The sequence below is a fragment of the Dactylosporangium sp. CA-139114 genome, assembly GCF_050955725.1.
In the GTDB taxonomy this organism is placed as follows: Bacteria; Actinomycetota; Actinomycetes; order Mycobacteriales; family Micromonosporaceae; genus Dactylosporangium.
This window is the reverse complement of the sequence record NZ_CP192080.1, coordinates 8,547,668-8,573,837: the sequence shown is the minus strand read 5'-3', so window position 1 is coordinate 8,573,837 and position 26,170 is coordinate 8,547,668. Positions and strand designations below refer to the sequence as shown.

The 26,170-nt window shown below is 71.9% G+C and carries 23 protein-coding genes; 8 read left to right on the top strand and 15 right to left on the bottom strand.

Features of this window, described 5'->3' with window-relative positions; genetic code table 11:
* Window positions 1-230 precede the first annotated feature (230 nt).
* Entirely contained in the window at window positions 231-1,655 is a 1,425-nt protein-coding gene (glnA, locus tag ACQP2P_RS38390) for a type I glutamate--ammonia ligase (RefSeq protein WP_433609463.1), read from the bottom strand.
* A gap of 178 nt (window positions 1,656-1,833) precedes the next feature.
* Between glnA and ACQP2P_RS38385 the strand changes: the two genes are divergently transcribed.
* On the top strand, window positions 1,834-2,193 hold the full coding sequence (locus tag ACQP2P_RS38385; protein ID WP_433609461.1) for an RDD family protein: 360 nt from the start codon (window positions 1,834-1,836) through the stop codon (window positions 2,191-2,193).
* A 9-nt stretch (window positions 2,194-2,202) separates the two neighbouring features.
* On the opposite strand, the gene ACQP2P_RS38380 is transcribed toward ACQP2P_RS38385, so the two are convergent.
* Together ACQP2P_RS38380 and lipA are read right to left on the bottom strand one after the other, a co-directional pair.
* Window positions 2,203-2,901: a DUF4191 domain-containing protein gene (locus ACQP2P_RS38380; protein ID WP_433609459.1), complete on the bottom strand. Its 699-nt coding sequence runs from the start codon at window positions 2,899-2,901 to the stop codon at window positions 2,203-2,205.
* A gap of 24 nt (window positions 2,902-2,925) precedes the next feature.
* Complete coding sequence (gene lipA / locus ACQP2P_RS38375) at window positions 2,926-3,861, bottom strand: lipoyl synthase (protein WP_433609457.1); 936 nt, start codon at window positions 3,859-3,861, stop codon at window positions 2,926-2,928.
* Between the two features lie 100 nt (window positions 3,862-3,961).
* Here lipA and ACQP2P_RS38370 point away from each other — a divergent pair, with 100 nt between their 5' ends.
* Window positions 3,962-4,537, top strand: a complete 576-nt coding sequence (locus ACQP2P_RS38370) for a DUF6928 family protein (protein WP_433609455.1) — start codon at window positions 3,962-3,964, stop codon at window positions 4,535-4,537.
* On the opposite strand, the gene lipB is transcribed toward ACQP2P_RS38370, so the two are convergent.
* A complete protein-coding gene (gene lipB / locus ACQP2P_RS38365) occupies window positions 4,521-5,135 on the bottom strand; it encodes a lipoyl(octanoyl) transferase LipB (RefSeq protein ID WP_433609453.1) in 615 nt (204 codons plus the stop codon). The genes ACQP2P_RS38370 and lipB overlap by 17 nt on opposite strands.
* 139 nt (window positions 5,136-5,274) lie before the next feature.
* On the opposite strand from lipB, the gene ACQP2P_RS38360 reads away from it, so the two are divergent.
* Window positions 5,275-6,492: an extracellular catalytic domain type 1 short-chain-length polyhydroxyalkanoate depolymerase gene (locus tag ACQP2P_RS38360; protein WP_433609451.1), complete on the top strand. Its 1,218-nt coding sequence runs from the start codon at window positions 5,275-5,277 to the stop codon at window positions 6,490-6,492.
* On the opposite strand, the gene ACQP2P_RS38355 is transcribed toward ACQP2P_RS38360, so the two are convergent.
* The 3 genes from ACQP2P_RS38355 to lpdA all read right to left on the bottom strand — a co-directional run bounded on the left by ACQP2P_RS38355 (window position 6,465) and on the right by lpdA (window position 10,737).
* Window positions 6,465-7,358: a TIGR01777 family oxidoreductase gene (locus tag ACQP2P_RS38355; RefSeq protein WP_433609449.1), complete on the bottom strand. Its 894-nt coding sequence runs from the start codon at window positions 7,356-7,358 to the stop codon at window positions 6,465-6,467. The two genes, ACQP2P_RS38360 and ACQP2P_RS38355, sit on opposite strands and share 28 nt — an antisense overlap.
* 117 nt (window positions 7,359-7,475) lie before the next feature.
* Entirely contained in the window at window positions 7,476-9,305 is a 1,830-nt protein-coding gene (gene sucB / locus ACQP2P_RS38350) for a 2-oxoglutarate dehydrogenase, E2 component, dihydrolipoamide succinyltransferase (protein ID WP_433609447.1), read from the bottom strand.
* A 46-nt stretch (window positions 9,306-9,351) separates the two neighbouring features.
* On the bottom strand, window positions 9,352-10,737 hold the full coding sequence (lpdA, locus tag ACQP2P_RS38345; protein WP_433609445.1) for a dihydrolipoyl dehydrogenase: 1,386 nt from the start codon (window positions 10,735-10,737) through the stop codon (window positions 9,352-9,354).
* A gap of 202 nt (window positions 10,738-10,939) precedes the next feature.
* Between lpdA and ACQP2P_RS38340 the strand changes: the two genes are divergently transcribed.
* On the top strand, window positions 10,940-11,248 hold the full coding sequence (locus ACQP2P_RS38340; RefSeq protein WP_433609443.1) for a hypothetical protein: 309 nt from the start codon (window positions 10,940-10,942) through the stop codon (window positions 11,246-11,248).
* A gap of 40 nt (window positions 11,249-11,288) precedes the next feature.
* Here ACQP2P_RS38340 and ACQP2P_RS38335 read toward each other — a convergent pair whose 3' ends face one another.
* Complete coding sequence (locus ACQP2P_RS38335) at window positions 11,289-12,854, bottom strand: leucyl aminopeptidase (RefSeq protein WP_433609441.1); 1,566 nt, start codon at window positions 12,852-12,854, stop codon at window positions 11,289-11,291.
* A gap of 128 nt (window positions 12,855-12,982) precedes the next feature.
* Here ACQP2P_RS38335 and gcvT point away from each other — a divergent pair, with 128 nt between their 5' ends.
* Window positions 12,983-14,077, top strand: a complete 1,095-nt coding sequence (gene gcvT / locus ACQP2P_RS38330; RefSeq protein WP_433609439.1) for a glycine cleavage system aminomethyltransferase GcvT — start codon at window positions 12,983-12,985, stop codon at window positions 14,075-14,077.
* Here gcvT and ACQP2P_RS38325 read toward each other — a convergent pair.
* Entirely contained in the window at window positions 14,070-14,798 is a 729-nt protein-coding gene (locus ACQP2P_RS38325; protein WP_433609437.1) for an adenosylcobinamide-GDP ribazoletransferase, read from the bottom strand. The genes gcvT and ACQP2P_RS38325 overlap by 8 nt on opposite strands.
* A complete protein-coding gene (locus tag ACQP2P_RS38320) occupies window positions 14,786-16,570 on the bottom strand; it encodes a bifunctional adenosylcobinamide kinase/adenosylcobinamide-phosphate guanylyltransferase (RefSeq protein WP_433609435.1) in 1,785 nt (594 codons plus the stop codon). The genes ACQP2P_RS38325 and ACQP2P_RS38320 overlap by 13 nt, the downstream gene beginning before the upstream one ends.
* Before the next feature lie 95 nt (window positions 16,571-16,665).
* Between ACQP2P_RS38320 and ACQP2P_RS38315 the strand changes: the two genes are divergently transcribed.
* Both ACQP2P_RS38315 and ACQP2P_RS38310 read left to right on the top strand, forming a co-directional pair.
* Window positions 16,666-16,866, top strand: a complete 201-nt coding sequence (locus ACQP2P_RS38315; RefSeq protein ID WP_433079284.1) for a hypothetical protein — start codon at window positions 16,666-16,668, stop codon at window positions 16,864-16,866.
* Between the two features lie 2 nt (window positions 16,867-16,868).
* A complete protein-coding gene (locus ACQP2P_RS38310) occupies window positions 16,869-17,663 on the top strand; it encodes a site-2 protease family protein (RefSeq protein ID WP_433609433.1) in 795 nt (264 codons plus the stop codon).
* Window positions 17,664-17,666: 3 nt separating this feature from the next.
* Here the strand turns inward: ACQP2P_RS38310 and ACQP2P_RS38305 are convergent, their stop codons facing one another.
* Together ACQP2P_RS38305 and ACQP2P_RS38300 are read right to left on the bottom strand one after the other, a co-directional pair.
* Complete coding sequence (locus ACQP2P_RS38305) at window positions 17,667-18,665, bottom strand: aldo/keto reductase family protein (RefSeq protein WP_433609431.1); 999 nt, start codon at window positions 18,663-18,665, stop codon at window positions 17,667-17,669.
* Window positions 18,666-18,692: 27 nt separating this feature from the next.
* Window positions 18,693-20,225 carry a WG repeat-containing protein gene (locus ACQP2P_RS38300; protein WP_433609429.1) on the bottom strand — a complete coding sequence of 511 codons (1,533 nt, stop codon included), beginning with the start codon at window positions 20,223-20,225 and terminating at the stop codon, window positions 18,693-18,695.
* 184 nt (window positions 20,226-20,409) lie between these two features.
* Between ACQP2P_RS38300 and ACQP2P_RS38295 the strand changes: the two genes are divergently transcribed.
* Window positions 20,410-20,940: a hypothetical protein gene (locus ACQP2P_RS38295; protein ID WP_433609427.1), complete on the top strand. Its 531-nt coding sequence runs from the start codon at window positions 20,410-20,412 to the stop codon at window positions 20,938-20,940.
* Between the two features lie 1,604 nt (window positions 20,941-22,544).
* Here ACQP2P_RS38295 and ACQP2P_RS38290 read toward each other — a convergent pair.
* The 3 genes from ACQP2P_RS38290 to nadA form a co-directional block, all read right to left on the bottom strand.
* Window positions 22,545-23,165 (bottom strand): DUF3043 domain-containing protein, encoded by a 621-nt coding sequence (locus tag ACQP2P_RS38290; RefSeq protein ID WP_433609425.1) that lies wholly within the window; start codon window positions 23,163-23,165, stop codon window positions 22,545-22,547.
* Between the two features lie 290 nt (window positions 23,166-23,455).
* Window positions 23,456-24,799 carry a UDP-N-acetylglucosamine 1-carboxyvinyltransferase gene (gene murA / locus ACQP2P_RS38285; protein ID WP_350615016.1) on the bottom strand — a complete coding sequence of 448 codons (1,344 nt, stop codon included), beginning with the start codon at window positions 24,797-24,799 and terminating at the stop codon, window positions 23,456-23,458.
* A 194-nt stretch (window positions 24,800-24,993) separates the two neighbouring features.
* On the bottom strand, window positions 24,994-26,157 hold the full coding sequence (nadA, locus tag ACQP2P_RS38280) for a quinolinate synthase NadA (protein ID WP_433609422.1): 1,164 nt from the start codon (window positions 26,155-26,157) through the stop codon (window positions 24,994-24,996).
* Window positions 26,158-26,170: the final 13 nt, after the last annotated feature.

Genomic DNA, 26,170 nt, shown 5'->3' with positions numbered 1-26,170 from the left:
ACCGTGGCGCCCGCGTCGTCCCGTCTACGGTCACGCTCAACACGTACGTGCACGAGTGGCCGGATGTGCTCGGCCGGACCCGGTCGCTCGTCGGCGGGGCGCCCGGCCGACGCGAAACGGCGGCCACGCCGGCGAGGAGCCGGGCATGACCGCCGTTCGTCAGGTTGTGCCCAACATGTGCCCAAGATCAGGACGGGCGCCGTTGGTGCAGGTCAGAGCCTCGAAGAGGATCAGACGTCGTAGTACATCGCGAACTCGTGCGGGGTCGGGCGCAGGCGCACCGGGTCGACCTCGTTGGCCCGCTTGTAGGAGATCCAGGTGTCCACCAGGTCCTGCGTGAACACGCCGCCCTCCAGCAGGTAGCCGTGGTCGGCCTCGAGGGTGTTGAGCACCTCGTCGAGGGAGCCCGGCACCTGCTTGACGTTCGCGACCTCCTCCGGCGGAAGGTCGTACAGGTCCTTGTCGATCGGCGCCGGCGGCTCGATCTTGTTCTTGATGCCGTCGAGGCCGGCCATCAGCATCGCCGAGAACGCGAGGTACACGTTCGCCGACGGGTCCGGCACGCGGAACTCGACGCGCTTGGCCTTCGCGTTCGTGCCCGTCACCGGGATGCGCGTGCAGGCCGAGCGGTTGCGCTGCGAGTACACCAGGTTGACCGGCGCCTCGTAGCCCGGCACCAGGCGGCGGTAGGAGTTGACCGTCGGGTTCGTGAACGCCAGCAGCGACGGGGCGTGGTGCAGCAGGCCGCCGATGTACCAGCGCGCGGTGTCCGACAGGCCGCCGTACCCGGCCTCGTCGTAGAACAGCGGCTCGCCGCCGAGCCACAGCGACTGGTGGGTGTGCATGCCCGAGCCGTTGTCCCCGAAGAGCGGCTTCGGCATGAAGGTCGCGGTCTTGCCCGCGGCCCACGCCGTGTTCTTCACGATGTACTTGAACAGCTGGAGCTGGTCGCCCGCCTGCAGCAGCGTGCCGAACTTGTAGTTGATCTCGGCCTGGCCGGCGGTGCCCACCTCGTGGTGCGAGCGCTCGACGACGAAGCCGGCCCCCAGCAGCCGCTGCACGATCTGGTCACGCAGGTCGGCGTAGTGGTCGACCGGCGGAACGGGGAAGTAGCCGCCCTTGTACGCGGTCTTGTAGCCCCGGTTGCCGCCCGGCTCGTCCCGGCCGGAGTTCCACCAGCCCTCGACCGAGTCGATGTAGTAGTACGCCTGGTTCGCCGACGTCTCGTGGCGGATCGAGTCGAAGATGTAGAACTCCGCCTCGGGGCCGAAGTACGCCGTGTCGGCGATGCCGCTCGACGCGAGGTACGCCTCGGCCTTCTTCGCCACGTTGCGCGGGTCACGGGAGTAGGCCTCGCGCGTGAACGGGTCGTGGATGAAGAAGTTGAGCGCGAGGGTCTTCTCGACGCGGAACGGGTCGATGAACGCCGAGGTCGGGTCCGGCAGCAGCATCATGTCCGACTCGTGGATCGCCTGGAATCCGCGGATGGACGAGCCGTCGAAGGCCAGACCGTCGTCGAACACGCTCTCGTCGAACGACTCGACCGGGATGTTGAAGTGCTGCATCACGCCCGGCAGGTCGCAGAAGCGAACGTCGACGAAGCGGACGCCCTCATCCTTCACGTATCGCAACAGCTCTTCAGAATTGGCGAACACTCGTCCTCCAGGTCGCAGGCAAGACCAGTCTGGTGATCACTTCAGTGTGAAGGTGGCTGGTTGGTCGCGACCGTAGAACTGTGCGATTGCCCCGGCATGTCTCGACTGTTTCCGCTGTGTTTCGCCACCCGTGGCTCGGCCGATCAGCGGGGAACGTCGTTCGATAGTCTGACCCGTCGTGGAGAATCTGCGGCCCGCGCCGGCCACCCTGGCCCGCCGTTTCGGCGCCCTGTTGATCGACTGGATATCGTGCCTGATCATCGCGGGTGCGTTCGCGAAGCCGGTCGATGAGCCCTGGCTCGCGCCGGGGGTCTTCGTGGTCGTCTACGCGCTGTTCCTCGGGTTTTTCGGCCAGACACTCGGCATGCGGCTCTTTCGCATCCGCTGTGTGTCCATGAACACAGGGGGGCCGCTGGGTGTACCGCGGGCGCTCCTGCGGGCGATCGTGATGTTGCCGCTGGTCACCGCGCTGATCATGGACCAGAACCAGCGAGGCCTGCACGACCGGGCCTCGGGCTCGGTCGTGCAGGCCGTCTAGCGGTCGGGCTCAGCGCCCGCGCATCGCCTTGAACTGCCCCTTCGGGGGCTTCATGTTCTTGGGCAGGGCGCCCCGCGGCATCTGCGGCCGGGCCGAGAGCGCCTTGAGCCGCTTGTCGAGGGAGTTGACGTCCTTGGCCGTGATCGTGCGCGGCAGCCGGATCAGCACGTTGCGCAGCTTGGGGAGGGGGATCTGGCCCTCCTCGTTGCCGACCATGTAGTCGCGCAGCTCGGCGTTGCCGATGACCTTGACCAGCCGGCGCCGCTCCTGGCTGATGAGGCCCTTGACCCGGCCGGGGTTGCCCTCGCCGATCAGGATCACGCCGGGGCGCCCGATGACCAGGTGCACCATGTCGAACTGGGTGGTGGAGGCGATGGCCGGGCTGACCCGCCAGTCGCCGCGCATGTTCTCGATGATCGAGGCCGCCGCGCCCGGCTGCCCCTCGGCCTCTCGCATCATCGCCTTCTGCGAGCGCAGGTTGAGCACGATGACGGTGCCGAGCAGCGCCAGCAGCACGCCGAGCGGGGCCCAGATCCAGGACACGCCCAGCGCGATGGCGACGCCGACCGCGATCAGCGGCACGAGGACGACCGTCACCACGAGGGGCACGAACGCCTTGTCGCGCTTCGCGGTGAACGAGAAGACCATGCCGATCTGTTTGAGCCGCGTGAAGAAGGAGACCTTCTCCGGCTCCTGGGCCTTTGCCATACCTGCGAGTCTAGAGGGACACGCTCAGGAGTTGAGAGCCCGGTTCTCCAGCGCCTGGCGGTAGAGGCGTCCGGCGCGGTACGAGGAGCGCACCAGCGGCCCGGAGAGCACCCCCGCGAAGCCGATCTGCTCGGCCTCCTCGCGCAGCTCGACGAACTCCTCGGGCTTGACCCACCGCTCGACGGGGTGGTGGCGCGGGGTCGGCCGCAGGTACTGCGTGATCGTCACCAGCTCGCACCCGGCCTCGTAGAGGTCCTTGAGCGCCTGCGTCACCTCGGCCCGCTCCTCGCCCATGCCGAGGATCAGGTTCGACTTGGTGACCAGGCCGGCCTCGCGCGCCTTGGTCAGCACGCCCAGCGACCGCTCGTAGCGGAACGCGGGCCGGATGCGCTTGAAGATCCGCGGCACGGTCTCGACGTTGTGCGCGAGCACCTCGGGCCGGGCCTCGAAGACCTCGTTGAGCAGCTCCGGCTCGCCGTTGAAGTCGGGGATGAGCAGCTCGACGCCGCACCCCTCGACCAGGGCGTGGATCTGCCGGACGGTCTCGGCGTAGAGCCAGGCGCCGCCGTCGGGCAGGTCGTCGCGGGCCACACCGGTGACGGTCGCGTACTTCAGCCCCATCGTCGCCGTCGACTCGGCGACCCGGCGCGGCTCGTCCGCGTCGAACTCGGCCGGCTTGCCGGTGTCGATCTGACAGAAGTCACAACGACGGGTGCATTGGTCGCCGCCGATGAGGAAGGTCGCCTCGCGATCTTCCCAGCACTCGTAGATGTTGGGGCAGCCGGCTTCCTGGCAGACCGTGTGCAGGCCTTCGCGCTGGACGAGCCCCCGCAGATGCGTGTACTCGGGACCCATCTTGGCCGAGACCTTGATCCACGACGGTTTGCGCTCAATCGGCGTCTCCGCGTTACGCGCTTCGATGCGCAGCAGACGACGGCCTTCAGGAACAACGGCGGTCACAACCCGAAGACTACGCCCGGCGACTGCCCAAGAACCGGGAACGCGATTGACGTCACGTCTTGCACGTTTCCGAATCACCCGGTCCGGCAATAGGCGAACCGTGGTGCTCAACGACACGCTGGTGGCCTTCGCCGACGGAAACCCGATCGATGTCCTGCGGTCCTGCCCCGTGCTGGACAAACCGGCGACCCGCGCGCTCGTCGAACGCCTCTTCCCCGGGGCGACGATCGAGGAGATCGGCGACGAGCTGCTCGTCGACGCCCTCAACCCGCCGGCCGACGTGGTCTGCGTCGGCTGCTTCAGCGGCCTCGACCTGGTGTGCAGCTGGGGCCTGACCCCGCGCCGCCCGTCCGAGCTCGACCCCGTGGTGCTGGCCGCGAGCGAGCGCCGCAACGTCTACCTGCACGCCGCCCACAGCGACGCCGGCTGGTGCAGCTACGGCGTCTGGCGCGACGGCTCCCGCGTGCGCGCGCTGAGCGTGTGCGCCGACCCCGCCGTCGCGGAGGACGAGGGCGAGCGGCTCGGCTTCGAGCAGCCCGGCACCGACCCCTGCGAGCTGAGCTGCGCGTCGATGCAGGGCCTGTTCGGCTTCGCCTGCGACGACCACGAGCGCATGGACGACGTCGACCCCGAGCTGATCCCGGTCGTCGCCTACCGGGTCAGTACAGCGTCGTGAGGTGCCGTTCGACGATCGGCAGCAGCTCCTCGACGGTCACGTCCCGGCCCAGCTCGGCCGAGAGTGACGTCACGCCCGCGTCCCGGATGCCACAGGGCACGAAGATGTCGTACCGCGACAGGTCGCAGTCCGCGTTGAGCGCGAACCCGTGCAGCGTGACCCCGCGGGCGACCCGGATGCCGATCGCCGCGACCTTGCGGTCGGGGCCCCGCTCGTCGGCCGGCACCCAGACGCCGCTGCGGCCCTCGACCCGGACCGTGGCGACGTCGAGCTCCGCGCAGACGTCCATGAGCAGCTGCTCCATGCGCCGCACGTACGCCACCACGTCGACGGGATCGGGCAGCTTCACGATCGGGTAGCCCACCAGCTGCCCCGGCCCGTGCCAGGTGATCTTCCCGCCGCGGTCGACGTCGATCACCGGCGTGCCGTCGAAGGGCCGGTCGGCGGGCTCGGTGCGCTTGCCGGCCGTGTAGACGCTCGGGTGCTCCAGCAGCAGCACGGTGTCGGGCGCCGTGCCGTCGGCGACCTCCGCGTGGACGCGCCGCTGCTCGGCGAGCGCCGCCTCGTAGTCCACGAGCCCGGCCCGGACGATTCGCATACCCACCACGCTGGTCACCTGGTCAGACTACGCCGGGGCCGCCGCACCACGGCCGCGGGATTTGTGTGGGAAGCGGACATAGTGGTGCGTCGAAGGTCACACATAGCGTGGTGCTCCCCACAGCAGAAAGGGCACCGCCATGCCCAGGCCATTGCGCTGGATCCTGCCCGCGGCCGCCGCGCTGGTCGCCGCGATCGCGCTCACCACCGTCTCGACGCCCGCCTACGCCGCCACGCTCACGACGGTCGGCAGCTTCGGGTCGAACCCCGGCAACCTCACGATGTACTCGTACCGCCCCGACGGCCTCCCCTCGGGGGCGCCCCTGGTCGTCGCGATGCACGGCTGCACCCAGAACGCGACCGACTACTTCACCAACTCCGGCTGGCGCAAGTACGCGGACCTGTGGAAGTTCGCCCTGGTCCTGCCCGAGCAGAAGTCCGCCAACAACAGCACGAGCTGCTTCAACTGGTTCGAGACCGGCGACACCGCCCGCGGCTCGGGCGAGCCGCTGTCGATCAAGCAGATGGTCGACTACGCGGTGGCCAACTACGGCACGAACCCGGCGAAGGTGTACGTCACCGGGCTCTCGGCCGGCGGCGCGATGACGGCCGTGATGCTGGCCACCTACCCGGACGTGTTCGCCGGCGGCGCGATCATGGCCGGCCTGCCGTACCGCTGCGCCACGTCGACGACCGCCGCGTACAGCTGCATGAACCCCGGCGTCGACAAGACCCCGGCGGCCTGGGGCGACCTCGTGCGGGGCGCGTACTCCGGCTACTCCGGCGCGCGGCCCCGGGTCGCGATCTGGCACGGCACGGCCGACACCACCGTGGCCCCGGCCAACGCGACGGAGCTGCGCGACCAGTGGACGAACGTGCTCGGCGTCGGCCAGACCCCGACGTCGACGGCCTCGCTGCCCGGCGGCACGTCCCTGTCGAACTACGGGGACAAGGTCAAGGTGTACCTCGTGTCGGGCATGACCCACGCGACGCCGGTCGACCCCGGCTCGGCGACGGAGCAGTGCGGCACCGCGGGCACGTACTACAAGGACACCATCTGCTCGTCGTACTACCAGGCGCTCGACTGGGGCCTGTCCAGCGGCGGCCCGACCACCGGCCCGACGACCGCCTCCCCGACGTCCTCGCCGACGCCGAGCCCGACCCCGACGCAGGGCTCCGGCCCGTGCGTGCGCGCCTCGAACTACGCGCACGTGAGCGCCGGCCGGGCGCACCAGACCGGCGGCTACACCTACGCCAACGGGTCGAACCAGGCGATGGGCCTCTACAACGTGTTCACCACCCACGGCCTGCGTCAGACCGCCGCCAACTTCTACGTGGTCGACGACAGCGCCTGCTGAAGGGCCTCCTCGACGGTGCGGTGCGCGAACGGGAAGCCCTCGCGCACCAGCACCGCGGGGAGCACCCGCTGGCTCGCGAGGGCCTCGCCGCCGAACTCGCCGACGGCGGCGCGCAGCGCGAAGCCCGGCACCGGCAGCAGGTTGGGCCGGTGCATGACCCGCGCGAGGGTGTCGGAGAACTCGGCGTTGGTGACCGGCTCGGGCCCGGTGAGGTTGACCGGCCCGGACAGCTCGCGCTCGAGCACGAACACGACCGCGGCGAGCCAGTCGGGGACGGAGATCCACGGCAGGTACTGCCGCCCATCGCCCATCCGCCCGCCCGCGAAGAGCTTGAACTGCAGGTAGAGCGGCTTGAGCAGGCCGCCCGCCGGGTCCAGCGGGAACCCGGTGCGCAGCAGCGCCACCCGCGTCCCGGCGTCCTCCGCGGGCCCGGTCGCCGCCTCCCACACCTTGCACACGTCGGCCAGGAAGCCCTCGCCCGCGGGGGAGGACTCGTCGACGGCCCGGTCGCCGGTGTCCCCGTAGAACCCGACGGCGGAGGAGTTGAGCAGCACCTTCGGCCGCTTCGAGGCCGTGGCGATCGCCCGCGCGAGGGTGCGGGTGGTGTCCACGCGGCTGTCCACGATCGTCTTCTTGTACTGCGCGGTCCAGCGCTTGTCCCCGACCCCCGCGCCGGCCAGGTTGATCACCGCGTCCGCGGCCGCCACGACCGCGCCGTCCAGCACCCCGGCGGTCGGGTCCCAGCGCACCTCGCCGGGGCGGGGCGGGCGCCGCACGAGCGGCGTGACCTGGTGCCCGGCGTCGCGCAGGTGCGGGATGAGCCGCTGGCCGAGAAAGCCGGACGCCCCCGCGATCAGGATCTGCATGAGGTCATCTTGCCCGGATCCGTCCCCGGAGAACATCAAGGGGCGCCCCGTTCACGGGACGCCCCTTGTCAAAGCGGGTGCTATCGGCAAAGCGGGTGGTACTGACCAAAGCGGGTGCTACAGGCCCAGGTCGGCCTCGAAGTGCCCGGCCTCCAGGCGCTCCTTGATGGTGCTCAGGAAGCGCGCGGCGTCGGCGCCGTCGACGATCCGGTGGTCGTAGGACAGGGCCAGGTAGACCATCGAGCGCGGCGCGATGATCTCGCCGAGCTCCGGGTCGTTGACCACGACGGCCCGCTTGACCACGGCGCCGGTGCCCAGGATCGCCACCTGCGGCTGGTTGATGATCGGCGTGTCGAACAGCGCGCCCCGGCTGCCGGTGTTGGTCAGCGTGAACGTGCCGCCCGCGATGTCGTCCGGGCTGAGCTTGTTGGCGCGGGTCCGCTCGGCCACGTCGGCGATGCGCTTGGCCAGCCCGGCCAGGTTGAGGTCGCCCGCGTTCTTGATGACCGGGACGATCAGGCCCTTCTCGCTGTCGACCGCCATGCCGAGGTGCTCGGCGTCGTGGTAGGTGACCGTGCCCGCCTCGAGGTCGATCGAGGAGTTCACGCCCGGGTGCACCCGCAGCGCCTCGACCGCGGCCAGGGCGAAGAACGGCAGGAACGACAGCTTCACGCCGTGCGTGGCCTGGAACTGCGCCTTGGCCTTGTCGCGCAGCTTCGCCACCTTCGTCACGTCGACCTCGACGACGGTGGTGAGCTGGGCCGAGACCTGCAGCGACTCGACCATCCGCCGGGCGATGAGCGCCCGCATCCGGCTGAGCTTCTGCGTCTGGCCGCGCAGCGGGCTCGGGGCCGCCTTCGGCGCGGCGGCCGCGCCGCCGGTGCTCGCGGCGGCCGGGGCGGCGGCGGGCGCCGGCTGGGCGGCGGCCTCCTTCGCCTTGGCGGCCGCGTCGAGCACGTCCTGCTTGCGGATGCGCCCGCCGACACCGGTGCCGGAGAGCTGGGCGAGGTTCACCCCGTGCTCGGCGGCGAGCTTGCGGACCAGCGGCGTGACGTAGCCGGCCTCGTCGCCCGAGACCTTGCCGTTGCCACCCGCCGGCGCGGCGCCGGCCACGGTGACGTTGGTGGCCGGCCCGGCCTGCACCGGCGCGCTCCCGGCCGGCTGCGGCTCGGGCTTCGGGGCGGGCGCGGCGGCCTTCGGCTCCGGCTTGGCCTCGGCCTTGGGCTGCGGCTTCGGCTCCGCCTTGGGCTCGGGCTCCGGCTTGGCCGGCGCCTTGGGCTGCGGGGCGGGCTCGGACTTCGCGGGCGCGGCCCCGGCGGCGCCGATCACGGCCAGCTCCGCGCCGACCTCGACCGTCTCGTCCTCGGGGACCTTGATCTCCAGCAGCGTGCCGGCGACCGGCGACGGGATCTCGGTGTCGACCTTGTCGGTGGAGACCTCGAGCAGCGGCTCGTCGGCCTCGACGCTGTCGCCGACCTGCTTGAGCCAGCGGGTGACGGTGCCCTCGGTGACGCTCTCGCCGAGCGCGGGCATCTTCACCGAGGTGCCCTCGCCGCCGGACGAGGACGCGGCGGCCGGGGCCGGCTCCTCCTCCTGCTCCTGGGCGGGCTCCTCGGCGGCGGGCTCCTCCTGGGCGGCGGGCTCCTCGTGCTCCTCCGACGGCTCCTGCGCGGGCGCGGCGCCCTCGGAGGCGTCACCGCCGTCAGCGCCGTCGCCGCCGATGACGGCGAGCTCGGCACCGACCTCGGCGGTCTCGTCCTCCTGCACGACGATCCGGGTCAGCACCCCGGCCGCCGGGGAGGGGATCTCCGTGTCGACCTTGTCGGTCGAGACCTCGAGCAGCGGCTCGTCGGCCTCGACGTGGTCGCCCTCCTGCTTCAACCAGCGGGTGACGGTGCCCTCGGTGACGCTCTCGCCCAGCCGGGGCATGGTGACCGATACCGGCATGTGAAACGACTCCTCGTACTGTGCTTGGTGGCGGTCGGATGCCTGATCAGTGGACGTGCAGCGGCTTGCCGGCCAGCGCCAGGTGCGCCTCGCCGAGAGCCTCGTTCTGCGTGGGGTGCATGTGCACCAGCGGGGCGACGTCCCCGGGGAACGCCTCCCAGTTGTAGATCAGCTGAGCCTCGCCGATGAGCTCGCTCACCCGGGCGCCCACCATGTGGACCCCGACGACGGGCCCGTCCTTGACCCGGATCAGCTTCACGAAGCCGGCGGTCCGCAGGATCTGGCTCTTGCCGTTGCCGGTGAGGTCGTACTGCAGCGTCTCGATCTTGTCGTCGCCGTGCAGCTCGCGGGCCTTGCTCTCGTTGAGCCCGACGGAGGCGACCTCGGGCTCGGAGTACGTCACCCGGGGGATGCCCGACTCGTCGAAGACCTGCGGGTGCTGGCCCGCGATCTCCTCGGCCACGAAGATGCCCTGCTGGAAGCCGCGGTGCGCGAGCTGGACGCCCGGCACGATGTCGCCGACGGCGTAGATGCCCGGCACGGAGGTGCGCAGCCGCTCGTCGGTGATGACGAACCCGCGCTCCATCTTCACGCCCTGCTCCTCGTAGCCGAGGTTGGCGGTGGTCGGCCCGCGCCCGACGGCCACGAGCAGCAGCTCGGCCTCGATCGTGTCGCCGCCCTGGATCGACACCTTCACGCCGCCGTCGGTGCGCTCGACGCCCTCGAAGGGCTTGCCCACCTTGAACTTGATGCCCCGCTTGCGGAACGCCCGCTCGAGCGCCTTCGAGCTCGCCTCGTCCTCGACCGCGAGCAGCCGGGGGAGCGCCTCGACGATCGTGACGTCGACGCCGAAGGACTTCCAGGCGCTGGCGAACTCGCAGCCGATGACGCCGCCGCCGAGGATGATCGCGGAGGCCGGCACGTGGTCCAGCCCGAGCGCGTGCTCGCTGGTGATGACCCGCTCACCGTCCACGACGAGGCCGGGCAGGGTCTTGGAGTAGGAGCCGGTGGCCAGCACGATGTTCTTCGCCGTGTACCGCGTGCCGGCGACCTCGACGGCGTCCGGCGCGACCAGGCGCCCCTCGCCCTCGATGAGCGTCACCTTGCGCGCCTTGGCCAGGCCCTGCAGCCCCTTGTACAGCTTGGTGACCACGCCGTCCTTGTAGGCGTTCACGGCCTTCATGTCGACGCCGTTGAACACGGCCTGGATGCCGAACTGGTCCGCCTCGCGGGCGGCGTCGGCGACCTCGCCCGCGTGCAGCAGGGCCTTGGTCGGGATGCAGCCGCGGTGCAGGCAGGTGCCGCCGAGCTTGTCCTTCTCGACCAGCGCGACGGACAGGCCGAGCTGGGTCGCGCGGAACGCGGTCGCGTAACCGCCGCTGCCGCCGCCCAGGACGAGGACGTCGAAGGAGTTGGCGTGTGGGTCGCTCACGAATTCTCCCAGGTGATGCACGGGCCATCGGCTCGTGACGGTGCGAATCGGGGGTTCGCCCTTCGCATGACGATCCTTGGCCATCTTGTCACTTGCCGTGCTCGCCTGCGACAAAGGGGCGGCTCCGCGGGGTCCCGGGGACCGGTCGTGACGTCGTACCCTGTGCACGAGCTGTGCACGGACTCGACGAAGAGGAGCGATCGTGGCTTGGTTCCGCCGACGCAAGCCGGCAGCGGCAGGGCGCTCCGCCAGCCGCGAGGACCTGGCTCACCTGGAGGAGTTCGTCCGCTCCCGGCGGGGCGTGGAGGGCTTCATCGAGCCGCGCACGACCGTGACGGAGACGACACTGCTGCTCATCGCCCACGACGGCGAGTGGACCCGCCGGCGGATGGAGAGCCCGCAGGCGGCGCGCCAGTTCGCGCACCGCCTGAGCATGCCCGTCTACGACATCGCGCTGGTGGGATACCCCCAGCGCTGGCGGGACTACAACGCCCGCAACAAGAACGCCTGACCACACCGGCCGGCCACCACGGCGGGCCGCACCGGCCGCACTACTCGGCCGCGATCTCTTCCACCAGCTCGACCAGGGTGCGGACCGGGACGCCGGTGCCGCCCTTGCTCCAGTAGCCGAAGGGCTCGCCGGCGTGGTAGCTCGGGCCGGCGATGTCGATGTGGGCCCACTGCACGCCCTCGGTCACGAACTCGGACAGGAACACGCCGCCCTGCAGCATGTGCCCGGCGCGGTCCATCCCGGCGTTGACCTGTGAGATGTCCGCCACGTCGGAGTCCATGCCCTTGCGCACGTCCTCCGGCAGCGGCATCGGCCAGGCCGGCTCGCCGGTCCGCGCGCCCGCGTCGCGGACCCGCTCGCACAGCTCCGGCGTGCCCATGACGCCCGCGATGCGCTTGCCGAGCGCGATCACCTGCCCGCCGGTGAGGGTCGAGACCTCGAACAGGTAGTCGGGGTCGTCCTCGCAGGCCCGGGCGATCGCGTCGGCGAGGATCATGCGGCCCTCGGCGTCGGTGTTGAGCACCTCGACCTGGGCGCCGCTGTACATCCTCACGACGTCACCGGGCCGGTACGCGCTGCCGGAGACCATGTTCTCGGCCATCGGCGCGTACGCCACGACCGCCACCTTCGGCTTGAGCTGGGCGATCGCGAGCATGGTGGCGACCACCGCGGCGGCGCCGGACATGTCCGACTTCATCTCCCACATGCCGGCGCTCGGCTTGATCGACACGCCGCCGGTGTCGAACGTGATGCCCTTGCCCACGAGCGCGACCCGCCGGGTGGCCCCGGCCGGCTCGTAGGCCAGGCGCACCAGGCGCGGGGCGGCCGCCGAGCCGAGCCCGACCGCCAGGATGCCGCCGTAGCCCTGTTTGGCCAGGGCCTTCTCGTCCAGTACGGACACCTCCAGCGACACCTCGCGCGCCGCCGCCGCGACCTGCTCGGCGAAGGCGGGGGGCCGCAGCTCGTTCGGCGCCGTGTTGATCCAGTCCCGGGTGCGGGCCACCGCGGCGCCGAGCACCCCGGCGCGCTTGAGCGCGGCCTTGGCCGCCCGGGCACCCGCGTCCGGCACGTGCACGAGCACCTTGCGCAGCGGGTCGCGGCGACCGGCGGCGGGCTTGGACTTGTAGCCGGCGAAGCGGTACGCGCCCAGCAGCGCCCCCTCGGACACGGCCCGCAGCCCGGCGCTCAGCGCCGCGACGCCCGTCTCGCCGTCGTCGGCCAGCGGCAGCACCAGGGCCGCCGAGGACGATCCGGCCAGGGCCCGGGCCGCGGCCCCGGCCGCGCGGCGCAGCGACTCGGCCGAGGGCGCCCGGCTCGCGTCGCCGCCGGTGGGGACGCCCAGGCCGACCGCCACCACGAGCGGGGCGCTCACCGCGCCGAACGCGGCGAGCTTGGTCACCTCGCCGAGCGCGCCGGTCGCCCCGAGCACCCGCAGGGTCTCGGCGAGCCCGCCGCCCGGCCGGTCGCTGAACGCCGCCGCGATGCTCTGCGCGCCCGGCGCGAGCACGAGCTTCGCGTCGGGGCTGTCATCGGCGTACACACCGATGACGACGGCGTCGGCGACAAGGGTGGCTGGGTCGGTGTCGACCAGGGTCAGGGAGGTCACTGGTGCTCCACATCGCTGATGGTTCGCTGCGCTTCGGTGGCCGGACGGTGCACTGCGGGGTTGCCGCAGCTTCAGCATGCCGCCGAATCGGGTGCAGGACACGATAACCAACGCGATAGGTTGCGGGCATGACCCAACCCTTGCGGCATCCCGCGTTGTATCACCGCCACGCGGCGCTCGGTGCCAAGTTCGCGGCGTTCGGCGGCTGGGAGATGCCCCTCGAATACGCCGACGGCGGCGTGCTCAAGGAGCACGCGGCCGTCCGCGAGGACGTGGGCGTGTTCGACGTGTCCCACCTGGGCAAGGCCCGGGTGCGGGGTCGCGGCGCGGCCGCGTTCGTCAACGCCTGCCTCAGCAACGACCTCGACCGCATCAGCGCGGGCCAGGCGCAGTACACCCTCTGCCTGGACGAGACCGGGGGCGTGGTGGACGACCTCATCGCGTACCGGTTCGGCGACGACGACGTCTTCCTCATCCCGAACGCGGCCAACACCGCCGAGGTGGTCCGCCGCCTGACCGCCCAGGCGCCGGCCGGCATCGGCGTGGTCGAGCAGCACGAGATCTTCGCCGTGCTCGCCGTGCAGGGCCCGCGCTCGGCCGAGGTGCTGGCCGGCCTCGGCCTGCCCACGGAGCACGAGTACATGAGCTTCACGGTCTCGTCCTACGAGGGCACCGACGTGGTGGTCTGCCGCACCGGCTACACCGGCGAGCACGGCTACGAGCTCGTCGTGCCGTCCCACGACGCGCACACCCTGTGGGACGCGATCGTCGCGGCCGGCGCCCGCCCCTGCGGCCTCGCGGCGCGCGACACGCTGCGCACGGAGATGGGCTACCCCCTGCACGGCCAGGACCTCTCCCTCGACATCACCCCGGTGCAGGCGCGCTCGGGCTGGGCCGTGGGCTGGAACAAGCCGGCGTTCTGGGGCCGCGAGGCGCTGCTGGCCGAGAAGGCCGCGGGCCCGCGCCGGGTGTTGTGGGGCCTGGAGGCGCTCGACCGCGGCATCCCGCGCGCGCACATGGCGGTGCTGGCCGCCGACGGCACCCAGGTCGGCGAGGTGACCAGCGGCACGTTCTCGCCCACCCGCAAGGTCGGCATCGCCCTGGCGCTGATCGACACCGCGTCGGGCGTGGGCGAGGGCGACGAGGTGGCGCTGGACGTGCGCGGCCGCCGCTGCGCGGTCCGGGTGGTGAAGCCCCCGTTCGTGAAGTCCTCGGTCAAGTAGCCAGCACGACGAGCGCGGCGGCCGTCGACAGCTCGATGGCCGCCCCGATCACGTCCCCGGTGACGCCGCCCAGCCGCCGCCGGGCGTGGGCGGTGAGCGCCCACGCGACGAGGGCCGCGGCCAGCACGGCCCCGGGCCCCCGCCACGGGTCGACCAGCACGCCGAGCCCGCCCGTGACGAGCATCACCAGCCCCAGCAGCCACGCCGGCACCGTCTGCGCCACCAGCGCCCCGAGCCCGCCGGGCCGGGCGGCCGGCAGACCCCGGCGGCAGGCCACGGTCGCGCCCAGGCGCCCCGCCGCGAACGCGAGCACGACGGCGAACGGCAGCCGGGCCAGCAGCGAGGTGGCGGCGGCGGCGTCCACGAGCAGGACGGCGGCGATGGCGGCCACCCCGAACGGCCCGATGTCGGACTTCTTCATGATCTCGAGAGCCCGCTCGGGCCCGGCGTAGGAGCCGAGCCCGTCGGCCGTGTCGGCCAGCCCGTCGACGTGCAGCCCGCGGGTGAGCAGCAACCCCAGCGCGACGAGCACGGCCCCGCCGAGCAGCGGCGCCGCCCCGAGGCGCACCAGCCCGCCCGCGAGCAGCGCCAGCACCAGCCCGAGCAGCGCCCCGGCCAGCGGGGCCAGGAGCATCGCGACCCGCGCGGTCGGCCGGTCGACCCGGTCCGCGCGCACCGGCGCGACCGTGAACAGGCTCAGGGCGAGCCTCAGTCCTCCCACGACGGCTTCACGTAGGGCATCTCCGCCGTCGGCGAGTCCGCCACCACCCGCTGGATCTCCGACTCGATGCGCTCCTGCTCGCTGAGCCCGTCGCTCTCGTTGCCGGCCTCGTCCCCGGCCGTGGCCGAGCGCAGGGGCGTGGCGGCCGCGATCGTCAGGGCCGTGTTGATCAGCGGCAGCGCCGCGAGCGCGGTCGCGCCCTCGCCGAGGCCGAGCCGCAGCGCGAGGAACGGCGCCGCGCCGAGCACGTCCGCGGCCAGCTTCACGGTCGGGTTGTCGCCGTGGTCGGGCATCATCAGCCAGTGCCGCGTCTGGGCGCCGTAGTCGCGGGCCACCAGCGCGGCCGCGATCGCGACCGGCCCGTCGACCAGCAGCGGCAGGCGGCGGGAGGCGGCCCCGAGCACGACACCGGTGGCGACCGCGATGTCGCCGCCGCCCAGCATCGAGAGCATCACGTGCGGTTCGCGGCTGCGCGAACGGATGCGATGCCGGGCGTCGCGAATGGCCCCGATCTTGCGCATCCAGGCGGCGTCGTCGACGAAGCCGGAGGAGTCCACGACCCGGCCCAGCAGGGCGGCCGGCTCGGCGCCGGTGAGCACCGCCACGATCGCGGCCGCGGCGGCGTCCGCCCCGGCCCCGCAGGAGCCCAGGATCAGCAGGTCGACGCCCTCGTTGGCGGCCGCGTCGGCCAGCCGCCAGCCCAGGGTCAGCGCCGCGTCGACGCCGGTGTCGTCCAGCGCGTCGTGCAGCTCGGCCGGGCCCGCGGACGGGCAGTCGATGGCCTGGACGCTCGCGCCCGCACCGGCGGCGAGCATGGCCAGGGTGCCGTTGCCCTGCACGACCTCGTCCAGGCGCCGGTCGGCGGCCTCGGCGGAGTCCCCGGCCGCGAAGCCGCCGGTGCGGTCGCCGCGCAGCACGAGCAGCCGGGGCTGCTGGAACGGGCGCGGGTCGGGCCGGCCCTGCACACCGCCGGCGAAGCGCACGACGGGCACCAGCCCGCCCAGGCCGGCGCCGTTGAGCCGCAGCGTGAGCAGCCGCTCGGCCGCCTCGTGGGCGGTCGACTCGTCCGGCAGCGGAAGTTCCATGCCGGGGGAGAACGAGAGCGTGTCGCCGCCGTCGGCGGTGGACAGCACCGAGCCGGCCCCGGTCGATTCGAAGACGAACGGCTCCACGGGCTTCGCCGCCGGCTCCTGCGGCTGCGGGGTCTCGCGCGCCCCGGCGTGCTGCACGAGCTCGCCGCCGCGCAGCCAGGAGACCTCGCCCGCCACCACCAGGGCGACGCCGTCGCACGCGGCCGCCACGCGCTGGTTGAGCAGGCCGCTCGCGTCGGCGAAGGTCCGCCCGGCGTCGGTCGCCGGCAGCACGCCGAGGCCGACCTCGGGCCCCACGAGCACCAGCAGCCCGGCGCCGCACGAGCGCACCGCGCCGGCCAGCGCCGCGATCGGCTCGTCGGCGGCCGTCGGGTCCGACCAGTCGCCGGCGGTGTCGTACACCGCGGAGAGCCAGTTGCCCAGATCGTCGACGAGGATCGTGTCCTCGCTCTTCGCCCCGCTCAGCAGCTCGGCCAGGCGGTCGGGGGAGTCGCCGACCTCCTCGGTGACCCAGGACTGCGGGCGGCGCTGCCGGTGCGCGGCGATCCGAGCCGCCCAACCGCCGTCCGACGTGCGCTCCCGCGCGGTCGCGACATAGCGCACCGCACCGGCCCCGGCGACGAGCGCCTCCGCCACTTCCGACTTCCCGGACCGGATTCCTCCGAGCACCAGCAACCGCATGCCCCGTACTTTAGAGGGACACCGGTGGCCGGACTCGGCTCAGGGCCGCGCGGCCGATACGCTCGAAGTCTTCTACCTGGGACAGGAGTGTGACCATGGCGTGGACGTGGCAGTTCGAAGACGCTGAGCGCAGGCCCGTCGATGGCCCCAACGAGGCGTTTTCCAGCCAGTCCGACGCGGAGTCGTGGCTCGGGCAGGCCTGGCGTGACCTGGTGGCCAAGGGCGCGGCGACGGCGATCCTCACCGAGGACGACCGCACGGAGTATCGGATGAGCCTGCTGCCGGCCGGGGGTTGACGGTGGCGTACGGGCACTACGGCAGCCGGGTCGGCCGGCTGCCGCGGGAGGCGTTCCGGCCCAGTGCGATCTTCCTGGGCCTCATCGCGCTGCTGGCCGTGAGCGGCTGGATGGCCTGGGCCGACTTCGGCGACGCGCAGTTCAACGTGTTCCTCTTCGTCGCGGCGGGCTGGGCGGTCTCGCTGTGCCTGCACGAGTACTCGCACGCCCTGGTCGCGTTCAAGGGCGGCGACCACGACATCGCGCACCGCGGCTACCTGACGCTCAACCCCCTGAAGTACTCCCACCCGCTGCTGTCGATCGTGCTGCCGCTGGTCTTCGTGATCCTCGGCGGCATCGGCCTGCCCGGCGGCGCGGTCTGGGTCAACCACGGCGCCATCCGCAGCCGGTTCGTCGACAGCCTGATCAGCTTCGCCGGCCCGGCCATGAACCTGGTGCTGGCGATCCTGCTGGTGCTGCCGTTCTCGTTCGGCCTGGACACCGGCGAGCATCCGGTGTTCTTCGCGGGGCTGGCGTTCCTGGCCCTGCTGCAGCTGACCGCCAGCGTGCTCAACTTCGTGCCGATGCCGGGCGTCGACGGCGGCAACCTGATCTTCCCGTGGCTGTCCCCGCAGTGGCAGCGCGGCTTCAACCACGTGGCGCCCTGGGGCATGCTCATCCTGATCGCGCTGCTGTGGTCGCCGCAGATCAACCACTACTTCTTCGAGTTCGTGTACTGGCTGGGCGACCTGATAGGACTCCCGTCCTACCAGGCCGCCCAGGGCGCCTCGCTGTTCCGCTTCTGGAACCGCTACTGACGGCTACGGTCGCTCGGCGGGGCTCTGCGTCAGCGCGGGGTCCCGCTGCACGATCGGCTCCAGCGCCTCGTCGATGCGCTTGAGCAGCTCGGCGTCGAGCTTCACCCCGGACGCCTTGACGTTGTCCTCCAGCTGCTCGGGCCGGGTCGCGCCGACGATCGCCGACGACACGTTGGGGTTCTGCAGCACCCAGGCCACCCCGAGCTGGGCCATCGACAGCCCGGCCTGCTCGGCCAGCGGCCGCAGCTGCTGGACCGCGCGCAGCACGTCGTCGTGCATGAGGCGCGAGATGAACGCGGCCCCCGACTTCTCGTCCGTCGCCCGCGAGCCCGCCGGCGGCGGCTGACCCGGCTTGTACTTGCCGGTGAGCACGCCCTGCGCCAGCGGCGAGAAGACGACCTGGCCGATGCCGAGCTCCTCGCAGGCCGGGACGACCTCGGCCTCGATGACCCGGTAGACGGCCGAGTACTGCGGCTGGTTGGACACCAGCTGGATGCGCAGCTGCTTGGCGAGCGCGGCCGCCTCGCGGATCTGCTCGGCCCGCCACTCCGACACCCCGATGTAGAGCGCCTTGCCGGAGTGCACCACGTCGGCGAACGCCTCCATGGTCTCCTCGAGCGGGGTGTGGTAGTCGTACCGGTGCGCCTGGTACAGATCCACGTGGTCGGTCTGCAGCCGGCGCAGCGACCCGTCGATGGACTTCATGATGTGCTTGCGCGACAGGCCGCTGTCGTTGCGCCCCTGCCCGGTGCGCCAGAAGACCTTGGTGAAGATCTCCAGCCCGTCGCGGTCCTGGCCCTTGAGTGCGTCGCCCAGGACCACCTCGGCGCGGGTGCCGGCGTAGACGTCGGCGGTGTCGAAGGTCGTGATGCCGAGGTCGAGGGCGGCGTGCACGCAGGCCGTGGCCTGCTCGGCCTCGACCTGCGAGCCGTGAGTGATCCAGTTGCCGTACGAGATCTCGCTGACGAGCAGCCCGGAACGGCCGAGGTGTCGAAACTCCATGCTCCGACCCTATGCCCCGGGTTGTCGCTACATGACGGGCCGGGTGTCGGCGAGCAGCCGGTCGATCTCGTCGGTCACCCCGGTCCGGCTGGCGAACGTGGCCTGGATGATGGTCCGCCCGCGCCGGTCGAGCGCGCCCCAGCGCTGCGAGTCGTCGGCGATCAGGAACGCCACCGGGTGGATCATGATGGTGTGGTGCACGGGCGGCACCAGCACCCGGCCCGAGCGGTCGACGACGCCCTTGCGCCCGTCCAGCGACACGACGGCGAGGCCCTCGTCGCTGAAGCCGTCGATGTAGCGCCCGTCGAGCAGCGCCGTGGCGAACCCGTCGTACTGGAACTGCACCACGACCCGCCCGACCGAGTCCACGGCCCCCCAATAGGGCCCGCGGCGCACCGCGGCCACGCCCCGCCGGAACGGCCGCACGTCGTCGAAGCCGGTGGAGATCAGCACCGTGTTGTTCTTGTCGATCGCGATCCAGCCGGTCGTACCGTCACTGGAGACCCAGGCGACCCCGTCGGAGAAGCTGCCGACGCCGATGTACCCGGCCGCCGGCTCGATCAGCACCCGGCCCGAGTCGTCGATGAGCTCCCACGTCTGCGCGCCCTGCCGCTGGACCCAGGCCACCCCGTCGCGGAACGGCTGCACGTCGAGGTACCCGGGGCCGATCACGAAGTTGCCGTCGGGCTCGATGTACCCCCACCGCTGGGTCTGCTCGTCGAACGCGGGGGAGGGGGCGCGGCGGATCTGCAGGATCTCCTCGCGGCTGCGCGGATACGGTCCCCAGCCCTTCTCCGCGACCCGCCGGAACACCGCGTCGAGCGCGAGCTCGGTCTGCGCGATGAGCTCCGGGTCCTCCTCCTTGCGCAGGTCGAGGGCCCGCTCGAAGTGGTTGCAGGCCTCCATGTACCGCCCCTGGTCGTACGCGCACCGACCCGAGTGCTGGTGCATCGTGGCCCGCAGCCGGTCGGGCAGCTCCGAGGAGTTCGCGAGCGTGAACAGCCGGTCGGCCTCCTCGAACTCCTCCCGCCACTGCAGCACGTGCGCGAGCCGGGCCTGCGCGATCGCGATGCGCCGCAGCTCCCCGGTCGCCTCGGCGTGCGCGAGCGCGAGCTTGCCGTCGGCGAACGCCTTGGGCAGGTCCCCGAGAATCCGCGAGACGACGGCGCGCAGACTGAGCAGCCGCGCCCGCGTCGGGTTGTCCTCGACCCGGTTGAGCTTGGCCGTGAGCTGGTCGCGAATGTCGGTGAGCTGCGTCACCTCGTCGCCCTCGATCTGCTCCCGCAGCGTGTCGGGGTCGAACCTCCACACGAAGGTCGCGAGCACCTGCTCCGGGTCGGGCCCCCGCTCCTCGGCGGCCTCGGCCCGAGGCCCGGGCGGCGAGGTGGGCGCGATGGCCGCGAGCTCGGGCGGAAACCCTTCGGCCCCGGGCCGCACGATCGGCAGGTACCCGGTGGCCTGCAGCCCGTCGACACCGGCCCCGGTGACCCGCCCGGACTGGTAGGTCCCCATGGACGTGCCGGAGGCAACCGCGGGCGGGGGAGCGTCGGCCACTTCCACGAACTCCACCCGAATGCCAGACGAGCCCACAGCACCACCCAAGTCCCCACTGCCGGGCCCGTCCTGGGGCCCCGGCCGCCCACGCTCAACGGGCGCGTCACTCGAGCGCCCACCGTGCATCGGCGCACTGCTGACGGGCGCGTTGGTCAGCGGCCCACCACTCACCGGCGCATCGCTCATCGGCGTGCTGCTCATGGGCGCGTCACTCGTCCTCGCGCCGTGCACCGGCGCACTGCTGACGGGCGCGTCGCTCGACGGCCCTCCGCTCACGGGCGCGGCACTGACCGGCGCGTCCCGCATCGCCGGCCCGGCTGCCTGGTCCCGCGCCGCCGGGGGCCCGAAGAACGAGTTCGTCTGCGGCACACCGGCGGAATGCCCTGACAGGACGGTCGGCCCACGGTCAATCGGTCCACGGTCAATCGGTTCACGGTCAATCGGTCCGCGGTCAATCGGTCCGCGGTCGAACGGCCCACTGTCGATCGGCACGCTGCTGACGGGAGCATTGTTCAGCGGCCCGCTGCTGACCGGAGCATTGCTGAGCGGCCCGCTGCTGACCGGCGCGTTGGAGAGCGGCGCGTTGGAGAGCGGCCCACCGCTCACGGGCGCGTCACGCATCGCGGCGCCATGCGTCGGCCCGCTGCTGACCGGCGCGTTGGAGAGCGGCCCACTACTCACCGGGGCGTTGCTCAACGGCCCACCACTGACCGGCGCATGACGGGGCGCCCCGCCGCGGCCCGGCGCGCCATACAGCGGCGCACCGCTGATCGGCGCGTCACTCGTCCTCGCACCGTGCATCGGCGCACTGCTGACCGGCGCGTTGCTCAACGGCTCACCGTCGACGGGCAGGCCGCTGACGGGTGCTCCGCTGATGGGAGCCCCACTGATCGGAGCCCCACTGATCGGTGCATTGCGAGGAGCGCCATAGACGCCTTGCCCACGGTCGGCCGCCGGAGCCCCGTACACCCCGCCACGCTCGCCCCCGACACTGGCCCGGCCGGAGGAGCGCCCAGGCGCCGCCGGCCCACCCTGCGGATTGCGGGGGTGCCCGGGAGCATCCCGCCGCACGCGCGGAACCTCGTCGGTCGGCTCATCGAGCGCCCGGCTGCGGGGCCGCCCGTACGCCGTCCCCGGAGCCCGCCCCGGCTCCCGAGCGTCCCGCGACTCTCGGTAACCACCCTGCTCGGCGGGCCTATGCCGCTCGTCGTACCCGCGCGCATCCCGATCCCGGGCATCACGGTCGAACTCCCGGCCCCCGCGCTCATAGCCGCGGACGTCCCGCCGGTCGTCGTATCCCCGGTCGTCGTATCCCCGGTCGTCGCGGCCCCGCACCTGACGGCGGTCCCGCTCGTCAAAGTCCCGCGGATCATGGCGTTCGCGGTCGTCATAGTCCCGGGAATCGTGTCCGCGGTCGAATTCGCGCTGCTCCCGGTCGTAACCTCGGTGGGCGCGACCGTCATAGCCCCGCGGATCGCGATCCCGCACATCACGGTCTCGCACATCATGGTCCCGGCCCCCGCGGCCGGCCGGGTCGCGGTCGGGCCGGTCGAGGACATCGCGGTCACGCGGATCCCGGTCCCAGGCATCCCGCGCGTCGCGGCCACGCGGATCACGGTGCCAGTCATCCCGGGCGTCAAGGTCGCGCGGATCGCGGTCGTGGGGATGCTGCCGGTCGTCATACTCGCGTTGGCGGCCATCCCGGTCGTCATAGCCGCGGTCGGCAGCGCCCCGGTCGGCAGCGCCCCGGTCGTCATAGCCCCGGTCCGCAGCGCCCCGGTCGGCATAGCCGCGGTCGTCAAAGCCGCGGTCGTCGAACCCGCGACCGTCGTAGGCCCGGGGGGCATCCTCGCGCCGGCGGTAATCGTCGCGGTCTCGGCGCTCGTCGTACCCGCGGCCGCCGTACGCACGGTCACGGGCGTCGCGGCCAGGCCGGTCGTCATAGCCGTCGCGGGCGTCCTGGCCATGCCGGTCGTCATAGGCGCGCTGGTCGTAACCCTGGGAGCCGTATCCGGCCTGGTCGGGAGCCTGCTCGCGGGGTCCGCGACGGCGAGAGCCGGGCTCGTCGCGGCGCTGTTCCGGCACCCGGCCCCACGGCATCGTCGGCACGGCCGCCCAGGTGGGCGCGGCGGTTCCCGGCTCTTCCCCCGGGTACTCGTCGCTCACAGCTTCGCTCTCCTCGCCACACTCCGGCACACCGCACGCGTCGGCGTCCGCCGCGCGCTACCCGGTGAAAATCGTGGGCCGGTCGCGAAGGGAGGGTACGGCCTCGCACCCTCCCACCGCCACCGTCGCCGCCGAAACGTGTCCGCGAGCTGCGGTGGGTCAGATGGTCTGGCCGATCTTGACCTGCGGCTTCGGGTTGCGGATGAAGCGGAACGAGATCGAGCGCATGATCGCGTAGAGGTAGAGCGATCCCAGGCGCTCGTCGGTGTCCGGGAAGCGCTGCTTGACGAGCTTCTTCACGGTGCGCGAGATCATGAAGCCGTCGACCGCGGTGGCCAGCAGCATCACGAGGAACAGCGCGTTGGCCGCGAGGTAGATGCTCTGGTTCAGGTTGCGGTTGAAGCCGACCAGCATGACCAGGAACGTCGTGCCGAAGAAGAAGGTGCCGATCGTGCGGCGCGAGTCGACGATGTCACGCACGAGCTTGCGCACGGGGCCCTTGTCGCGCTTGAGCAGGTAGCGCTCGTCGCCGTTGGCCATGCCCTCGCGCGCCTCGAGGCGTTCCTGCCGCTGCTTCTCGCGCAGCCGCTTGGCCGCCTCCTTGCGGTCGGCGGCGGGCGGCTCGGGCAGCCGGCGCCCCGCGATCACGCGCTTGGGCGTCTTCTGGCCGAGGTCGCGCTTGCTCGGGGTGTGGCCCTTGGGGCCGAGCTCCGGCTCGGGCTCCGACACGACGACGGAGGCGGCGGGCTCTTCTGGCTTGCGACGAAACAGCGACGGCACGACACGAAGGGTAGCCGAAGCCGCCGGAGATCAGCACCGTCGGCTTCCTCTCAGCCGAAATCCCTCAGCGATGACACGGCGCCGCCGTCCGCAACGAGCGACGACACGACGCCGCCGTCCGCAACGAGCGACAACACGTCGCCGCCGTCCGCAACGAGCGACAACACGTCGCCGCGTCCGCAACGAGCGACGACACGACGCCGCCGTCCGGATCGAGCCCGGACGGCGGCGCAGAGCCAACAGCGAGGAGGACCAGGACGAGGAGGACCGGAAGAGGAGGAAGGACAGGCTCAGCCGAGCTCGACGTGCGCCCCGAGCGCGTTCAGCTTGCCCTCGAAGTCCTCGTAGCCGCGCTGGATGAGCTTCACGCCGTACACCCGGGAGGTCCCCTCGGCCGCCAGCGCCGCGATCAGGTGGCTGAACCCGGCACGCAGGTCGGGAATCACCAGGTCGGCCGCGTGCAGCTTGGACGGCCCGGCGATGACCGCCGAGTGCATGAAGTTGCGCCGGCCGAAGCGGCACGGGGTGCCACCCAGGCACTCGCGGTACGTCTGGATCGTCGCCCCCATCTGGTTGAGGGCGGCGGTGTAGCCGAGGCGCCGCTCGTACACGGTCTCGTGCACGATCGACAGCCCGCGGGCCTGGGTCAGCGCCACGACCATGGGCTGCTGCCAGTCCGTCATGAACCCGGGGTGGACGTCGGTCTCCATGGCCACGGCCTTGAGCTCGCCGCCCGGGTGCCAGAAGCGGATGCCGCCCTCGCCGGGCGTGTCGTCGATCTCGAACGCGCCGCCGACGGAGGTGTACAGATTCAGGAACGTCATCATATCGGACTGCCGCGCACCCTTGACGAACACGTCGCCCCGGGTGGCCAGGGCGGCCGCGCCCCAGCTGGCGGCCTCGATGCGGTCGGGGATCGGCCGGTGGCTGTAGCCGGTCAGGCGCGGCACGCCCTGGATCTCGATGACCCGGTCGGTGTGCACCTTGATGATCGCGCCCATCTTCTGCAGCACGCAGATGAGGTCGATGATCTCCGGCTCGACGGCCGCGTTGCGCAGCTCGGTGACGCCCTCGGCGCGCACCGCGGTGAGCAGGATCTGCTCGGTGGCGCCGACCGACGGGTAGGGCAGGTGCAGCTTCGCGCCGTGCAGCCCGTCGGGCGCGGTGATGTCCATGCCCTTCTCGGACTTGTCGACGACCGCGCCGAACTCGCGCAGCGCCTGGATGTGGAAGTCGATGGGGCGGCCGCCGATGTTGCAGCCGCCGAGGTCGGGGATGAAGGCGTGGCCGAGGCGGTGCAGCAGCGGGCCGCAGAACAGGATCGGGATGCGGCTCGAGCCGGCGTGCACGTTGATCTCGTCGACGTTGGCCGACTCGACGTCGGAGGTGTCGAAGACGAACTCGCCGTCGAGCGCGCCCCGCGTGACCTTCACGCCGTGCAGCTCGAGCAGGCCCGTGACCACCTCGACGTCGCGGATCGCGGGGACGTCGTACAGCCGGCTCGGGGTCTCACCGAGCAGTGCGGCGACCATCGCCTTGGAGACGAGGTTCTTGGCGCCGCGCACACGGAGCTCGCCGTTGAGCGGCGTGCCGCCGTGCACGGTGAGGACGTCACCGGCGTCGTAGTTGGTCACGGGACCCCTCCTGCAGGCAGGAACGAAGATGCTTGGCGCTGACACGCAGCGTGACGGAAGCGCGGGAACGCGCACCGCGTCGCCCGCGCAGCATAACCACATCTACTGCATGCAAAGGTCGGCCGCACGTCAGGCGTGGCACGAAGACGGGACTCCGACACGGATCACCACAGAGAGTGATCAAAAGATGAGCACTACGGCAGCGCCAGCATGCGATCGAGGGCCACCCGCGCGAAGTGGGCGGTGGAGGGATCGACGGTGATCTGGTTCGGCACGCGGCCGGCGACGAGCTCCTCGAGCGCCCACACCAGGTGGGGCAGGTCGATGCGGTTCATCGTCGAGCAGTAGCAGACGTTGCGCTCCAGGAACGTGATCTGCTTGTCCGGGTGCGCCAGCGCCAGGCGCCGGACCAGGTTCAGCTCGGTGCCGACCGCCCACGACGACCCGGCCGGAGCGTCGTCGATCATCCGGATGATGTACTCGGTCGAGCCCACGAAATCCGCCGCGTTCACCACTTCGTGCCGGCACTCGGGGTGCACGAGCACGTTGACGCCGGGCACCCGGGCCCGCACGTCCTCCACCGCGTCGAGCGAGAAGCGCCCGTGCACCGAGCAGTGCCCGCGCCAGAGGATCATCTTGGCCCCGCGCAGCTGCTCGTCGCTGAGCCCGCCGCCGGGCTTGTGCGGGTCGTAGAGCACGCAGTCGGCCAGCTCGAAGCCCATCTTCAGCACCGCGGTGTTGCGCCCGAGGTGCTGGTCGGGCAGGAAGAACACCTTGCTGCCCTGCTCGAACGACCAGCGCAGGGCGGTCTCGGCGTTCGAGGAGGTGCAGACCACGCCGTCGTTGCGCCCGACGAAGCCCTTGATGTCGGCCGAGGAGTTCATGTACGTGACGGGCACCACGTCACCGGCGATGCCGAGGTCCACGAACCGCTCCCAGGCCTGCTCGACCTGCGACAGGACGGCCATGTCGGCCATCGAGCAGCCCGCGGCCAGGTCCGGCAGCACGACCTTCTGCGCGTCCGAGGTCAGGATGTCGGCGCTCTCGGCCATGAAGTGCACGCCGCAGAACACGATGTACTCCGCGTCGGGCCGGGCGGCGGCCTCGCGCGCGAGCTTGAAGGAGTCGCCGGTCACGTCGGCGAACTGGATCACCTCGTCGCGCTGGTAGTGGTGACCGAGCACGAAGACGCGGTCGCCGAGGGCGGCCTTGGCGGCGCGGGCGCGCTCGACCAGGCCGGGGTCGCTCGGTGCGGGCAGATCGCCGGGGCACTCGACACCCTTCTCGGTGTCGGGGTCGGTGCCGCGGCCCAGCAGCAGCAGTGCGGTGGCGGTTGACGATGGTTCAGCCCAGGTCACCCTTCGATCGTCC

Bases quoted from the DNA above. Each gene is read 5' to 3' on its own strand.
- ACQP2P_RS38380 (WP_433609459.1), bottom strand. From the start codon at position 2,901: ATGGCAAAGGCCCAGGAGCCGGAGAAGGTCTCCTTCTTCACGCGGCTC.
- lipB (WP_433609453.1), bottom strand. From the start codon at position 5,135: ATGCGAATCGTCCGGGCCGGGCTCGTGGACTACGAGGCGGCGCTCGCC.
- ACQP2P_RS38360 (WP_433609451.1), top strand. From the start codon at position 5,275: ATGCCCAGGCCATTGCGCTGGATCCTGCCCGCGGCCGCCGCGCTGGTC.
- ACQP2P_RS38355 (WP_433609449.1), bottom strand. From the start codon at position 7,358: ATGCAGATCCTGATCGCGGGGGCGTCCGGCTTTCTCGGCCAGCGGCTC.
- sucB (WP_433609447.1), bottom strand. From the start codon at position 9,305: ATGCCGGTATCGGTCACCATGCCCCGGCTGGGCGAGAGCGTCACCGAG.
- gcvT (WP_433609439.1), top strand. From the start codon at position 12,983: ATGACCCAACCCTTGCGGCATCCCGCGTTGTATCACCGCCACGCGGCG.
- ACQP2P_RS38320 (WP_433609435.1), bottom strand. From the start codon at position 16,570: ATGCGGTTGCTGGTGCTCGGAGGAATCCGGTCCGGGAAGTCGGAAGTG.
- ACQP2P_RS38315 (WP_433079284.1), top strand. From the start codon at position 16,666: ATGGCGTGGACGTGGCAGTTCGAAGACGCTGAGCGCAGGCCCGTCGAT.
- ACQP2P_RS38305 (WP_433609431.1), bottom strand. From the start codon at position 18,665: ATGGAGTTTCGACACCTCGGCCGTTCCGGGCTGCTCGTCAGCGAGATC.